Annotated in this window: 15 protein-coding genes and 1 other annotated feature (1 of these 16 only partly in view); of the genes, 5 read left to right on the forward strand and 10 right to left on the reverse strand. The window is 61.6% G+C overall.

The window, feature by feature from the left end; all coding sequences use genetic code 11:
• Window positions 1-84: a sequence feature (His leader region), on the reverse strand (it extends 39 nt beyond the left edge of the window).
• On the reverse strand, window positions 60-110 hold the full coding sequence (gene hisL, locus JLG71_RS09200) for a his operon leader peptide (RefSeq protein WP_009654477.1): 51 nt from the start codon (window positions 108-110) through the stop codon (window positions 60-62). (Overlaps the previous feature by 25 nt.)
• A gap of 175 nt (window positions 111-285) precedes the next feature.
• On the opposite strand from hisL, the gene JLG71_RS09205 reads away from it, so the two are divergent.
• From JLG71_RS09205 to JLG71_RS09220, 4 genes are all read left to right on the forward strand, one after another.
• Entirely contained in the window at window positions 286-1,110 is an 825-nt protein-coding gene (locus JLG71_RS09205; protein WP_200914146.1) for an SDR family oxidoreductase, read from the forward strand.
• A gap of 38 nt (window positions 1,111-1,148) precedes the next feature.
• The gene (locus tag JLG71_RS09210) at window positions 1,149-2,039 is read left to right on the forward strand and encodes a LysR family transcriptional regulator (RefSeq protein ID WP_014230040.1); all 891 of its coding nucleotides are present in this window, start codon (window positions 1,149-1,151) and stop codon (window positions 2,037-2,039) included.
• 235 nt (window positions 2,040-2,274) lie between these two features.
• The gene (gene yoeI, locus JLG71_RS28615) at window positions 2,275-2,337 is read left to right on the forward strand and encodes a membrane protein YoeI (protein ID WP_096335043.1); all 63 of its coding nucleotides are present in this window, start codon (window positions 2,275-2,277) and stop codon (window positions 2,335-2,337) included.
• Window positions 2,327-3,685 carry an APC family permease gene (locus JLG71_RS09220; protein WP_004103635.1) on the forward strand — a complete coding sequence of 453 codons (1,359 nt, stop codon included), beginning with the start codon at window positions 2,327-2,329 and terminating at the stop codon, window positions 3,683-3,685. Before yoeI ends, JLG71_RS09220 begins: the two co-directional genes overlap by 11 nt.
• A gap of 89 nt (window positions 3,686-3,774) precedes the next feature.
• Here the strand turns inward: JLG71_RS09220 and JLG71_RS09225 are convergent, their stop codons facing one another.
• The 4 genes from JLG71_RS09225 to nifL form a co-directional block, all read right to left on the reverse strand.
• Entirely contained in the window at window positions 3,775-4,278 is a 504-nt protein-coding gene (locus JLG71_RS09225; RefSeq protein ID WP_182242943.1) for a nitrogen fixation protein NifQ, read from the reverse strand.
• On the reverse strand, window positions 4,278-5,684 hold the full coding sequence (gene nifB / locus JLG71_RS09230) for a nitrogenase cofactor biosynthesis protein NifB (protein WP_064391767.1): 1,407 nt from the start codon (window positions 5,682-5,684) through the stop codon (window positions 4,278-4,280). Before nifB ends, JLG71_RS09225 begins: the two co-directional genes overlap by 1 nt.
• Window positions 5,685-5,848: 164 nt before the next feature.
• Window positions 5,849-7,423 carry a nif-specific transcriptional activator NifA gene (gene nifA / locus JLG71_RS09235; RefSeq protein ID WP_049104332.1) on the reverse strand — a complete coding sequence of 525 codons (1,575 nt, stop codon included), beginning with the start codon at window positions 7,421-7,423 and terminating at the stop codon, window positions 5,849-5,851.
• The gene (nifL, locus tag JLG71_RS09240; RefSeq protein ID WP_025107736.1) at window positions 7,420-8,907 is read right to left on the reverse strand and encodes a nitrogen fixation negative regulator NifL; all 1,488 of its coding nucleotides are present in this window, start codon (window positions 8,905-8,907) and stop codon (window positions 7,420-7,422) included. Before nifL ends, nifA begins: the two co-directional genes overlap by 4 nt.
• 322 nt (window positions 8,908-9,229) lie before the next feature.
• On the opposite strand from nifL, the gene JLG71_RS09245 reads away from it, so the two are divergent.
• Complete coding sequence (locus JLG71_RS09245; protein WP_154924879.1) at window positions 9,230-9,760, forward strand: flavodoxin; 531 nt, start codon at window positions 9,230-9,232, stop codon at window positions 9,758-9,760.
• A gap of 22 nt (window positions 9,761-9,782) precedes the next feature.
• Here the strand turns inward: JLG71_RS09245 and nifM are convergent, their stop codons facing one another.
• Genes nifM through nifS form a run of 5 tightly spaced genes read right to left on the reverse strand, consistent with a single transcriptional unit; the run spans window position 9,783 to window position 13,642 of the window.
• Complete coding sequence (nifM, locus tag JLG71_RS09250; RefSeq protein WP_200914148.1) at window positions 9,783-10,583, reverse strand: nitrogen fixation protein NifM; 801 nt, start codon at window positions 10,581-10,583, stop codon at window positions 9,783-9,785.
• Window positions 10,580-11,026, reverse strand: coding sequence for a nitrogen fixation protein NifZ (locus JLG71_RS09255; protein WP_046877504.1), 447 nt, complete (start codon window positions 11,024-11,026; stop codon window positions 10,580-10,582). Before JLG71_RS09255 ends, nifM begins: the two co-directional genes overlap by 4 nt.
• Window positions 11,023-11,283: a nitrogenase-stabilizing/protective protein NifW gene (locus tag JLG71_RS09260; RefSeq protein ID WP_014230032.1), complete on the reverse strand. Its 261-nt coding sequence runs from the start codon at window positions 11,281-11,283 to the stop codon at window positions 11,023-11,025. Before JLG71_RS09260 ends, JLG71_RS09255 begins: the two co-directional genes overlap by 4 nt.
• A complete protein-coding gene (nifV, locus tag JLG71_RS09265) occupies window positions 11,283-12,425 on the reverse strand; it encodes a homocitrate synthase (RefSeq protein WP_048260856.1) in 1,143 nt (380 codons plus the stop codon). The genes JLG71_RS09260 and nifV overlap by 1 nt, the downstream gene beginning before the upstream one ends.
• Window positions 12,426-12,439: 14 nt before the next feature.
• On the reverse strand, window positions 12,440-13,642 hold the full coding sequence (gene nifS, locus JLG71_RS09270) for a cysteine desulfurase NifS (RefSeq protein ID WP_048260858.1): 1,203 nt from the start codon (window positions 13,640-13,642) through the stop codon (window positions 12,440-12,442).
• Window positions 13,643-13,668 lie beyond the last annotated feature (26 nt).

Below are 13,668 nucleotides of genomic sequence, written 5' to 3' on the forward strand. Positions count from 1 at the left end.
TTTGCGTTCATGCACCACTGGAAGATCCAAACGTCTTCCAGCACACATCGCCTGAAAGACTAGTCAGGATGATGGTGATGATGGTGGTTTTTAAATTGAACGCTGTTCATAAAATTCTCTGTGAATGACTATGCATTTGATGCCTTTTAACCTAAACCACTTCACTCGCATAAAGCAAGGGCTTTTTTCTATCATTAATTGATTTCATATTGACCTAAGAAATTGTCAGCTGCCGCCGGCTGGCGTAGCCTTAAGTCAGCACAGCGAAAATTCAGGAGCAAGGGGATGAAAAAGGTCGCAATTGTAGGTTTAGGATGGCTGGGTATGCCGCTTGCGCTGTCGTTGATGTCGCGGGGATGGCAGGTGACCGGCAGTAAGACCACGCAGGATGGCGTCGAGGCGGCGCGGATGTGCGGCATCGACGGCTATCCGCTGCGTCTGGAGCCGCAGCTGGTCTGCGACACCGAAGATCTGGATGCCTTAATGAACGTTGACGCGCTGGTCATTACCTTACCGGCGCGGCGAACCGGACCGGGAGAGGACTTTTATCTTCAGGCGGTACAGGAGATCGTCGATACCGCGCTGGCGCATCGCGTGCCGCGCATCATATTCACCAGCTCAACGTCGGTTTACGGCAACGCCAGCGGCACGCTGAAAGAGAACTCGCCCCGCAACCCGCAAACCGCCAGCGGGCGGGTGCTGAAAGAGCTGGAGGACTGGCTGCATAACCTTCCCGGTACCTCGGTGGACATTCTGCGCCTCGCCGGGCTGGTGGGGCCGTCCCGTCATCCGGGGCGCTTTTTTGCCGGAAAATCCGCGCCGGACGGCCAGCACGGCGTCAATCTGGTGCATCTTCAGGATGTGATTGCCGCGATCGAACTGTTACTGCAGGCTCCGAAAGGCGGGCGCATCTATAATATATGTGCGCCTAAGCATCCCGCGCGCGGCGTCTTTTATCCGCAGATGGCCCGCGAGCTTGGGCTTCCCGTCCCCGTATTCTCTGATAACCCGGAGAACGGTAGCGGTAAGATCGTAGATGGCAGCCGTATTTGCAACGAACTGGGGTTTGAGTACCAGTACCCCGATCCGCTGGTCATGCCGATGGAGTAATGCGCCAGCGGTGAATCGCGTACCGTAAGGGGGTAGCGATGAAACCACTGCTGGATGTGCTCGTCATTCTTGATGCCCTCGACAAAGAGGGCAGTTTTGCCGCCGCCTCGGCGAAGCTCTATAAAACGCCGTCGGCGCTGAGCTACACCATTCATAAGCTGGAAAGCGATCTCAATATTCAACTGCTTGACCGCAGCGGCCACCGGGCGCGCTTTACCCGTACCGGGCAGATGCTGCTGGAAAAGGGGCGCGACGTGCTGCACACCGCCCGCGAACTGGAAAAGCAGGCCGTCAGGCTGCAGCAGGGCTGGGAAAATGCGCTGATACTCAACGTCGACGCCACCTTTCCGTTCCCGCTGCTGGCTCCCGCGATTGCGGCGTTTTATCACCAGCATCACGCCACCCGCCTTGAATTCCGCCGCGATACCCCTGGCGCAAACTGGCAGATGCTGATGGAAGGGCGGGCGGATCTTCTGCTCGGCGTGCTGGGCGACCCGCCGGCGCTCAGCGGCTGCGGCTCTGTTCTGCTGGGAGAGGTTGCGCAGGCGTTTGTTGTTGCGCCCCGGCATCCGCTTGCGCAGATTGCCGGCCCGCTGGGCTGGCGGACGTTGCGCCGTCATCGGGCGATTGTGGCCGACGGCGCGTGGCCGCAGATTGACGCTCAGGATAGCCTGGCGGTATTCGATCTTTCCGCCCGGCTGACGCTGCTGTGCGCCGGACTGGGATGGGGCTATTTGCCGCTATTTCAGGTACAGCCTTTCATCGCCCGCGGCGAGCTACAAATATTAAAAACGACGGTGCCTGAACCGGTCAATCGCGCGTGGATAGGCTGGAATGAAGATATTTGCGGCCAGGCGGGCGAGTGGTGGCGAAAGGAGATATTAGCAAATAGTGCTATCCATCAGGTCTATAATACTAAAATCGTATGAATATTAATCTGTTAGAGAATCGCCGTAATTATTAAGCCTTGTAACATCTTGTCATCGTGCCAGTAGTTGTTGCAAAATACGCGTCCTGAAAATCAGAAACTGGCCGACGCTTTTTTAAAGTGTCGGTTATTTTTTTGGTTGAAAGACACATCATTCAATACCAAGAGGCCGGGCTTCGTACCGGATAGATATTTACTAAAAACCGACAGTGGTTGTCGCTGAGGAATACAAAGAAATGGGGCAATTTTTTGCTTACGCGCTGGCGTTCACCGTAAAAGGGGATAACTATGTCGCATAACGCTACTCCAAAAACCTCTCGCGTGGAATTACGTAAAACGCTTACGTTGATTCCGGTTGTCATGATGGGCCTGGCCTATATGCAGCCGATGACGCTGTTCGATACGTTTGGTATCGTCTCTGGATTGACTGATGGTCACGTTGCGACGGCTTACGCCTTCGCGCTGATCGCCATTCTTTTCACGGCGCTGAGCTACGGTAAACTGGTTCGCCGTTTCCCGTCGGCGGGTTCCGCTTATACCTACGCGCAGAAATCCATTAGCCCGGCCGTTGGCTTTATGGTTGGCTGGTCATCGCTGCTGGACTACCTGTTCATGCCGATGATCAACATTCTGCTGGCGAAAATTTACTTTGAAGCGCTGGTGCCTTCTATTCCATCGTGGATCTTCGTTGTCGCGCTGGTGGCCTTTATGACCATCTCCAACCTGCGCAGCATCAAAACCGTGGCGAACTTCAACACCCTGATCGTTATCCTGCAGATGGGCATCGTGGCGGTGATTGTTGGCCTGATTATCTACGGCGTTATGCACGGCGAAGGCGCGGGCACGCTGACCAGCACCCGTCCGTTCTGGTCTGAAGGCGCGCACGTGGTGCCGATGATTACCGGCGCGACCATCCTGTGCTTCTCGTTCCTCGGCTTCGACGGTATCTCTTCGCTGTCTGAAGAGACCAAAGACGCAGAGCGCGTGATCCCGAAGGCTATCTTCCTGACCGCGCTGATTGGCGGCCTGATCTTTATCGGCGCTTCCTACTTCCTGCAGCTGTACTTCCCGGATATCTCGCGCTTTAAGGATCCGGACGCATCGCAGCCTGAAATCATGCTGTACGTGGCGGGCAAAACCTTCCAGTGGGGCGTACTGATTTTCTCCAGCGTCACCGTACTGGCGTCCGGCATGGCCGCGCACGCGGGCGTTTCCCGTCTGATGTACGTGATGGGCCGCGACGGCGTGTTCCCGACGCGCTTCTTCGGCTACGTGCATCCGAAATGGCGGACTCCGGCGTGGAACGTACTGCTGGTTGGCGCGATTGCGCTGCTGGCGATTAAATTCGACCTCGTCACGGCGACGGCGCTGATTAACTTCGGCGCGCTGGTGGCGTTCACCTTCGTTAACCTGTCGGTGATCTCCCAGTTCTGGATCCGTGAAAAGCGTAACAAAACGCTGAAAGACCACTTCAACTATCTGGTTCTGCCGGTGTGCGGCGCGCTGACCGTTGGCGCACTGTGGATCAATCTGGAAGAGAGCTCCATGGTTCTCGGCCTGATCTGGGGCGGTATTGGTCTGGTCTACCTGGCCTGCGTGACCAAAAGCTTCCGCAACCCGGTACCGCAGTACGAAGACGTTGCCTGAACGCGTTTGGTGATGTGAAAAGCCGGAGGGAGACCTCCGGCTTTTTTGTTTCTGGCGTTCCGCAGGCCGGGCAGGAGCCCGGGTAACCGCTACTCAAAGCAGGCGCTGCGCTCCCGGCACTCGTCGCAGCTTGGCGACCGGCAGATAACTTCCCCCTGCTGGAGCAAACAGCGCTGACGGTAAAAGAACTTTTTCCAGCGCATATTGTGTTCGTTCATCGCTACCAGCTGCGGAAAGCAGTCGATCATCAGCAGGCGCAGTTCGGCGCGCGACGCCAGACCAAGATCCTGCCAGAGATGGTTAAACGCCAGCGAAACCTCGGCGATAATCTGCGCCATCGGCCCGGCCTCCTGCTGCATCCAGCCCGCCAGCCACGCGCCCAGCTGCTGGCGCTCCTCTTCGCGGGTAGCGTTAAGTTCGCTCATCAGGCGGCGGCGGGTTAGCGCCTCGCCGTCCAGCGGCATCTCCGCCTCGCCCAGGCGTCGCCGCAGCGCCTGCCAGTCGCGCGGGCTAAGCCCCATGCGCAGCGGAAAGCTGCCTTTCCCCGCGTGGTACAGCAGCCATAAGCGCCGCAGCCAGTCGAGCGGCGGCATCAGGCGACCCCCTTATGCGGCAGCGCGGCAGGCCAGCTCCCCCGGCGCTGCTGCCACCACGCGGGCAGCACTTCGGAGACCGGCCGCCACGCGCCGTCAACGCACGGTTCAATGCCTTCCTGTTCCAGCATTTGCCACGGCGTATGGCCGATACGCACGCAGAATACGGCTTTAACGTCCGCCAGCAGTTCGAGGATCGCCGCGAACCGGGCCGCGTTATCCTGCGGCTCGCACTCTTCGCGCCCCTGACAATATTTAGGCGTAAACCGTTCGTTGACCAGCACCATGCCGGCGGCCGAGAGGCTGTAGATAGAGAACCGGTCGGTGTGGCCAAAGTGGCAATCAATCACGTCCCCGCGGCTTGACGCCACGGCGACCAGGCAGGCGTCATCGGCTTCAGATTCGCCGCGGGTGGCAATGCTGGCGTGCAGCTGCGCGCGCTGGTGGAGGATTGGCAGCCAGGCCGGGAGGCTCTCCGGGGCCGGAAGCTGGGTAAACTGCTGGCTGCGGTCTTCGCCAAGCATCCCGATGGCGTCGGCGCGGCACTGGTGGCAGTGGGTCATCTGCGGCATCACTTCTCCGCACCGGCTGCGGGTGGCGGCGAGCGTCTCTGCGTCCGGCTCCGGCTGGCCGTTCAGGCCAAACACCGTGCCGTGCTCCGGCCTGGCGATTAGCGGCATAATATTATGGATAAACGCGCCGCTGGCCCGCAGCGCGCGGCTCACGTCGGCCATACCGCTATCGTTGATGCCGGGGATCAGCACCGAATTTATTTTCACCAGCACGCCCTGGGCGGTCAGCCTGTGCACGCCCTCCAGCTGACGAGCAATCAGAATCTCTCCCGCTTCGCGTCCGCTGTAGCGCTCGCCGTCCAGCCATAGCCAGGCGTAGATTTGCGCGGCAATCTCCGCGTCGAGGGTATTAATGGTGACCGTGACGTGGTCAACCCCGACGTCCAGCAGGCGGTCCACCGCGTCGGGCAGCATCAGCCCGTTGGTCGACAGGCATAACTTCAGGTCCGGCAGCTGTTCACGGATCAGCTCCAGGGTGCGGAAGGTGCGGGCGATATTGGCGAGCGGATCGCCGGGGCCGGCGATGCCGACCACCGAAAGCTGCGGGATCGCCTGTGCGACCTGACGCACTTTGACGACCGCCTGTTCAGGCGTGAGCAGCGTTGACGATACGCCGGGGCGGGACTCATTGCTGCAATCGAATTTGCGATTACAGTAATTGCACTGCAAATTGCAGGCGGGCGCGACGGGCAGATGCATCCGCGCAAAACGGTGATGCCCATTACGAGAGTAGCAGGGGTGCGCGGCAGCTTTATCGGCCACAAGCGGCGTCAGGGCGCTGTCATCCGCCGGGCGGCAGGCTGGGCCGCCAGAAAAAGAGGAGCAGGAAGTCATGGTCATACCTTCGTGGTTGGGCGATACCTTCCTGCTGCAAATGCTATACCAGAGGGGATTTTTACAACGCTATGAAAAATAAACGCTTTAACTGACTGCCGGCCAGGTAAAATTGTCGTAATTCCGCCGCGCTGGCGACAATGTCCTGAATCTCACATAACGCTTCACAGCCGCGGCATGGTGATATCCATGATCTGAATGCGATACGCCACCTGACGCGGCGTCATCCCGAGCAGCCGCGCCGCTTTGGCCTGCACCCAGCCCGCCTTCTCCAGGGCGGCAATCAGCCGCTGGCGCTCGTCGAGGCTGTTGTCGAGCCAGCCGTCTTCAGTCTGGCCGCCGTTGGGTAGCGCTTTCGGCGGGTTATCGCGATGGTTGAACAGAATCACGTCCCGGTCGATCAGGCCGCTTTCCGACATCACCGCCGAACGTTCGAGACAGTTTTCCAGTTCGCGGACGTTTCCCGGCCAGCTGTACTCCATCAGCAGGCGAATTGCCCCATCGCTGATGCGCAGCGTTCGCCCCTGGCTGTGGGCGATTTTACGTACCAGAAAATGCGCCAGTTCGGCGATATCCTCCTGGCGCTCGCGCAGCGGCGGCAGCGCGATAGGCATTACGTTCAGGCGGTAGTAAAGGTCTTCGCGGAAATGCCCCAGCCGCACCTCCTCTTCCAGATGGCGGTTGGTCGCCGCGATGATGCGTACGTTGACGCGCAGGGTTTCATCGCCGCCGACGCGCTCCATCTCTCCTTCTTGCAGAATTCGCAGCAGCTTGGCCTGAAACGAGGCGCTGCTTTCACCGATTTCATCCAGGAATAGGGTGCCGCCGTCCGCCAGCTCAAAGCGGCCTTTCCGCTGGCGCACCGCGCCGGTAAACGCGCCTTTCTCATGGCCGAACAGCTCGCTCTCCAGCAGATTGTCCGGCAGCGCCGCGCAGTTAAATTTGACGAATGCGGCGGCGGCGCGCGGGGAATTATGATGAATGGCGTTGGCGATCAGCTCTTTCCCGGTGCCGCTCTCGCCGCGCACCAGCACCGTAGTATCCCAGCGGGAGACCTGACGGATAATGTCCATAATCTGCCGCATCGCCGGGCTTTTGCCGACCATATTCTCCAGGCCGAAACCGCGTGAAGGGGTACAGGCGCGCGGGCGCTCAACTCGGGAGCTCTGCTGCGGCGGCTGCGGGGCGGAGGTCGGCAGAATCATCAGGCGAATCGTCTGGGCCACCAGATTGGCGACGGTTTCGAGAAAGCGCGTGCAGGCGGGTAGCCGCTCTTCCTGACGCGCCATCGGCTGCGCCGCCAGTACGCCGATGGGCCGGGAATGGGGGCCCATCAGCGGAACGGCGATAAACGGCAGGTCGTAGTCGTACAGGCTCAGACGATCGAGAAAGCGCTGGTCATCGGCGACGCGCGGCAGCACCAGCGACTGGCCCTGCGCCAGCACGGTACCGACCAATCCTTCCCCCGGCCGGTAGCGAATTTGCGTACTGCCGGGCAGCGTCTGGTTTTCCGTTTGCTGCAGCGCTTCAATGCTCAGGATCTCCTGCTGGCTGTCGTACAGGCAAATCATCCCGTGCTGCATAAACGCATCGTTATGTAAAACGCTCAGCACCTCCTGCAGGGTTTTGCTCGCTTCGGTAGCGCGGCTCAGCACCACGCTTATCCGCTGCATGGCGGTAAACTGCTGGGAGAGATCGAAGCGCCTGACGGTGGTGTCCGAATCGGATTTATGGATCATTGCTCACCTCCGGTCAGGGTATCAAAGAGCGGGAATCGCAGAACGAGGCTGGTGCCTCCCTGGGGTCGAGAAGCCAGTTCAATCGCGCCGCGGTGGTAGGCGACCAGCGTTTGGATCAGCCGCAGCTCCATCCCTTTGCCGGGAGAGTTTAGGGCATCGGGGGAGTGGGCGTAGCGCACCTGCAGCAGCGGTACATTGTCGTTGAGATACAGCGAGAGCCAGCCCTCGTCCTCTTCGGCATAAAGCTCGATCTCCAGCGGTACGGAGGGCAGTTCAGCGGCGAGGGCTAGCGTCCGATCGAGCCATAAACTTAAGCAGGCCAGCATCTGGGTACGCTGGCCGAAGCCGACCAGATGCGGCGATGCCATGTCAACCCGCAGCCGCGCGCGGTCGTCAAAGCGGGTGCGGTAGAGGGCGTACAGGTCGTCAAAGAAGGGCTGAAGCGGCCAGACGGCGCTGCTTTCCAGCTCGAGAGAAGGGCGGCAGCGCTGCAGTCGCGCCATGGCCTCTTCGCCTTCGCGCCACGCCGCGTCCAGCGCCACGTTGCCGCTGCCTTCGCCGTTCAGCCGACGGGCCGCCGCTAGCATATTGATCGGGCAATTAAGCTGAATCAGCGCCGCGTCCAGCGACTCGCGAATGGCGGCCAGCAGCTTTCCGGCGGTCATCTGCTGCTTCAGACGGTCGAGACGGCCCTGCTCCTGCTGCTGGCGCTGCTGGGTGCAGTCGGCGATCACCACCAGCGTGCGCGCCGGGGCGCTGTCGACAAAATAGCGGCTGGCCTCTTCGCTTACGCCGGGCAGCCCCCAGCAGGTCACCGACAGCCAGCGGACCGCGCCGCGAACCACCACCGGCAGGATTTGCTCCGCGCCGGGCCCCATTTTGCGCGGTGAAATCTGGAGCTCGACCAGCAGCTCTTTTCCGCCGCAGTCCGCGCAGTACGTTTTGTAGGCGAGATTATCCATCACCACCCGATCCTGCTCATCCACCACGACCACGGCGGCGGGGATGTTGTTGAGCACCGCCTCCATCAGCGTCATATGATTGCGCAGCCGCTGTTCCAGGGTATAGCTGACGCTGATGTCCCGCTGCATCGCCAGATAATGCTCCAGCTCGCCCTGGGGATTCAGCACCGGCGTGATGTCGATATCCACCAGATACAGGCCGCCGTCGCGGCGCTGATTAATCAGCTGGCCGCGCCACGGCTGGCGCTGAAGCAGGGTTTGCCACATCTGCTGGTAGATTTCGCGCGGCGTCTGGCTGCTGGCCAGCAGGCGCGGGTTTTGATTGAGCAGTTGCGCCAGCGAATATCCGCTCTGGCGGCAAAACGCCGGGTTGGCGTAGATAATATTCGCCCGGGCGTCGGTGAGGGAAATGGCTACCGATGCCTGTTCGACCATCGTAAAAAATAGCCCCGGATGTTGTTGAGTCAGCGCACCGGCAATCGCCTCGGGTACGGCGTTATCGAGCATCATATTCAGGGTCATCGCAAACTCCTGTGTCGCAGTTATGACAATTTGTCCGACACCGTGACGAGAACGCCGCGGCGTTTGTCGAATTTCGATAACCATGCAAAGCGTGCGCCCTTATCGGCGAGATAAGCAGAAACATTGATCCGGTAGGGGAAAACCCAGCGCTTTTTTCATTTTAAGCGGCCCGCCGGCCCCGCTGCGGGCGGCGGGCGGGCGCGGAAGCGATCGTTTTGGGGCAGGGGTGAGCCGCGATAGTGCAAAGAAACCTGGCACAGCCTTCGCAATACCTCTGCGAGAACGCGTGTTTTCAACCCCCCCTTTCCGACAGGAGCGCAATATGGCGAACATTGGTATTTTCTTTGGCACCGATACCGGTAAAACCCGCAAAATCGCGAAAATGATCCACAAACAGCTGGGCGAGCTGGCGGATGCCCCGGTCAACATTAACCGCACGACGCTGGACGACTTTATGGCCTATCCGGTGCTGCTGCTGGGCACGCCGACGCTCGGCGACGGCCAGCTGCCGGGGCTTGAGGCCGGATGCGAAGGCGAATCATGGAGCGAATTCATCCGCGGCCTCGACGACGCCAGCCTGAGCGGGAAAACCGTGGCGCTGTTCGGCCTCGGCGACCAGAAAGGCTACCCGGACAACTTCGTGAGCGGGATGCGTCCGCTGTACGACGCTCTGCGCGCGCGCGGCGCGCAGATAATCGGCAGCTGGCCAAATGAGGGCTATGAATTCAGCGCCTCTGCGGCGCTGGAGGGCGAACGCTTTATTGGGCTGGTACTGGATCAGGATAACCAGTTCGACCAGACCGAAGCGCGTCTGGCGAGCTGGCTTGAGGAGATTAAACGCACGGTGCTGTAGGCGTTAACGGGTAGCCGCGAGGCTACCCGCACAGGCCCGGCTGACGGGAGATCGTTTGTTCCAGCCACTGGCGCTGATGGCGCTGCTGGCTCTGCTGCCAAAGATAATCGCGCGCACTCTCCAGCGCCTGCTGCGGCTCCATGGGCGCGGCGGGACGAATTGCTTCACACCATAAAAGATGCCACCCCAGCTCGCTGGCGACGGGGAGGCTCAGGGCGTTTTCCGCCAGTGAAAACAGCGCCGTCTCGAGCTGGGGATAGAGCAGCCCGCGGCTAATCCAGCCCAGACGGCCCTCTTCCAGGGCGCTTGGGCAGTGGGAATGGCGGCGAGCCAGCGGAGCAAACGCGTCCCGGGAGGCGTTGATTTGCCGATACAGGCCGAGGATCCGCTGATGTACGGCTTCGCGGTCGCCATCGACCGTCAGCAGCAGGTGGCGGGTCAGACGCTGCTCCGGGCGCATAAACTGCGTCTGGTGGCGCAGATACCAGGCCTGTACCGTGGAGAGATCCGGCTGCGGTGCCTGGCGGGCGATATCGGTAAAGCCGACCTCCAGTCGGGCGTGATGCAGCACGATGGCTGCGCGCTCCGGCGGCGTAAATTCCCCCTCGTCGAGCCAGACGGCAAGGGAGGCGGCGATATTATCCAGCAGCGCCGCCGGAATATCGCTTTCCGGGACCCGCGCGACGATCGCCTGCTCCATGCGGCACTGACGTTGCCAGGCCTGTTCAAAAGCCGGCGTATCGGCCGGCTCCAGGGCCGTGGGGTCGCTATTCCAGCGGCTGCGCGCCAGCCGCTGCCAGGCAAAACGTTGCCATGGGTTCATTCTTCTCTCTCCTCTATAAGGGTGATGGCCCGCGCCGGAACCCTGAACCAGCGGCCGCTAAAGTCCACGGTGTAGCTGTCGCCGGTCTCTCCGCGATCGGTCGCCTCGATGCGTCCCCGCTGGCCGACGGCCACGACGACTTCGCCGTTGACCGCGAGCGCCATCTGGCAGGCGACGTTATCACCGTATTGCAAGTTTCCGGCCAGCCACGGCTGGGTGATGGGGATCAGCTCCTGTTCGCGGCAGCCGATGATCCGATCGCTCTCCGGAAAGTGGATCTGGTAGATAATTTGATCCTGCAAAAAAACGCCCCAGTCGCGCACAAAGCCGGTGCTGCCGCGCCTGACCAGCAGCGCGCCGGGGGCGAAGCCCGCCACGGTGCCGTCGTTACGAATCGCGCGTACGACGCGGACCTCTTCGCTAAAGGTGAATTTCGGTCTCATGTTCCGCTCTCCTGAAACTGTTGCTGATAGCTCTCCGCAAGCAGTCGTCGCGCCAGCAGCCAGTGAGCGCGGGCGTTTTCCTCCAGCCGGTTTTGCAGCGGCACCTCGGCGCGCAGTTTGCGGTGAAAGGTTGCCAGCACCGGCAGGCAGCAGCGGCCAAGCAGCTCGGGCTGATAGGGGACGGCGAAAAACTGGAAAAAGGATTCGGCGGAGCGAAGTTCGTCCACGCCGGGAATTTGATAAAACCACTCCATCATTACCCCCTCGCCCGCAGGGCGGATTCACCGCACAGCTCGTCGTAGATAGCCACCAGCTCATAATCTTTCGGGCTGCGCTTCCAGTTCTCGGCGAAGCGGCGGATGGCGGGCAGCAGCTGGTTAATTTGCGCGGCGTTAAGGTGATAGCCCATCTGGTCAAATACGCCGTTGACCGCCTGACGCCCGGAGTGTTTACCCAGCACCAGCCGGTAGCTGCGGCCCATCAGGGAAGGGGCGATCGACTGATAGCTCTCGCTGTCGCGCAGCAGCGCCGCCACGTGGACCCCTGATTCATGGGTAAACACCAGCTCGCCGACCAGCGGCTGCTGCGGGTCGATGGCGCGCTGGGCGGCTTCGGCGACCCTCTGACAGAGCGCGGGCAGCGCTGGAAAATGCACGCCGGTCTTAACGCCGAGGCAGCGCTCCAGGCCCAGCGCGACGGTTTCCAGCGCCGCGTTGCCCGCCCGCTCGCCGAGGCCGAGGATCGTCGTATTCACGCTGGTGGCCCCGGCGCTTACCGCCGCCAGCGTATTGGCGGTGGCCATACCCAGGTCGTTGTGGGCGTGCATTTCGATTTCCCCGGCCCAGACTTCGCGCAGGGCCGAGATTTGCGCCGCGGTGGAGAGGGGGTCGAGCAGGCCGACCGTATCGGCATAGCGCAGGCGGGCGGCGCCGCACTGCTGCGCGACCTCGGCGATAGCGCGCAGGGCCTGGCCCCCGGCGCGCGAGGCGTCCTCGCAGCCGATGCATACCTGCAGACCGAGCGTATGCGCAAGGCGGATAAACATCGCCAGCCGCTCCAGCAGCACCGTTAGCGGCTCGCGCAGTTTGTACTGCCGCAGCTTATCTGAAGCCGGAATCGAAATATCCACCCAGTCAACGCCCAGATCGGCGCTCTGGCGGATTTCCAGCGCGTTCATCCGGCACCAGGTCATCAGCGTCGCGTCGGGCAGCTGACGACGCACCAGCTGGATCCGCGCGATCTCCTCGTCCCCCATCGCCGGGGTGCCGACCTCCATCGCCGTAATCCCTGCGGCATAAAGCGCCTCGGCAATGGCGACCTTTTCGCTGGTGCGAAAGGCGACGCCGGGGCTCTGTTCGCCGTCGCGCAGGGTGGTATCGTTAATCAGCACGCGTCCCATCAGCCACCTCCGCCTTAGCCGTAAACCGGCGTGAAGACGGCGTCCGCCGGGCGCGGCTTGCCGTTGTGCCAGTAGGGCGACAGCGCGCGCAGCCGGTCGATAATCGGCGGCAGCGCGGTGACGACGTAATCGATCTCTTTCTCCCGGGTGTAGCGCGAGAGGGAAAAGCGGATGGTGCCGTGGGCGGCGGTATAGGGGATATTCATCGCCCGCATCACGTGGGAGGGTTCCAGCGAGCCTGACGTGCAGGCGCTGCCGCTGGAGGCGGCGATCCCGGCCTGGTTGAGCAGCAGCAGAATGGCCTCACCCTCAATAAACTCAAAGGCCAGATTCGCCGTGCCGGGCACCCGCGGCTGGCTACCGCCCATCACCATGACCGACGGCACGCTGGCCAGCAGGCGATGCTCCAGCCTGTCGCGCAGCTGGCCGATATGCGCCATTCCCGGCAGATGAATATTCGCCAGCTCGCAGGCCGCGCCCATGCCGACGATTCCGCAGATATTTTCCGTCCCGGCGCGCCGACCGTACTCCTGATGACCGCCGCGCAGCAGCGGGCGAAAGCGCGTTCCCCGGCGCAGATAGAGACAGCCTACGCCTTTTGGTCCGTGAAACTTATGCGCCGAGCAGGAGAGCATGTCGATGCGGGTCTCGCCCACGGCAATCGGCATTTTGCCCACCACCTGTACCGCATCGCAGTGAAACAGCGCCCCTTGTTCATGGGCCAGCTCCGCCATTTCGGCGATCGGGAAAAGCACCCCGGTTTCGTTATTCGCCCACATGGCGCTGACCAGCGCGACGCGCGGGCTGAGCGCGGCGCGGAACTGCGCCATGTCCAGCGCTCCCTCGCTATCCACCGCGATGCGATGGATCTGGTAGCCCTGGCGCTCCAGGTGCTCGCAGGCCGCCAGCGTCGCCGGATGTTCGACCGCGCTGGTGATAATTTCGCGCCGCTCCGGCAGCAGGGCGATGGCCGAGGCGATGGCGGTGGCGGTAGCTTCGGTGGCGCAGGAGGTAAAGATGATCTCGCTGGGATACTCCGCGCCCAGCAGCGCCGCAGCCTGTTGATGCGCGCGCTCCAGAGCCGCCTGGGCCGGTATGCCAAAATCGTGTATCGACGAGGGGTTGCCGTAAAAGTCGGTCAAAAAGGGCATCATCGCTTCCAGAACCATTGGGTCCAGACGGGTGGTGGCGTTGTTATCGAGATAAACCTGTTTCATCTTGTCCCCCTAGGGTCAGTTAACCG

This window comes from Klebsiella michiganensis, assembly GCF_015139575.1.
In the GTDB taxonomy this organism is placed as follows: Bacteria; Pseudomonadota; Gammaproteobacteria; order Enterobacterales; family Enterobacteriaceae; genus Klebsiella; species Klebsiella michiganensis.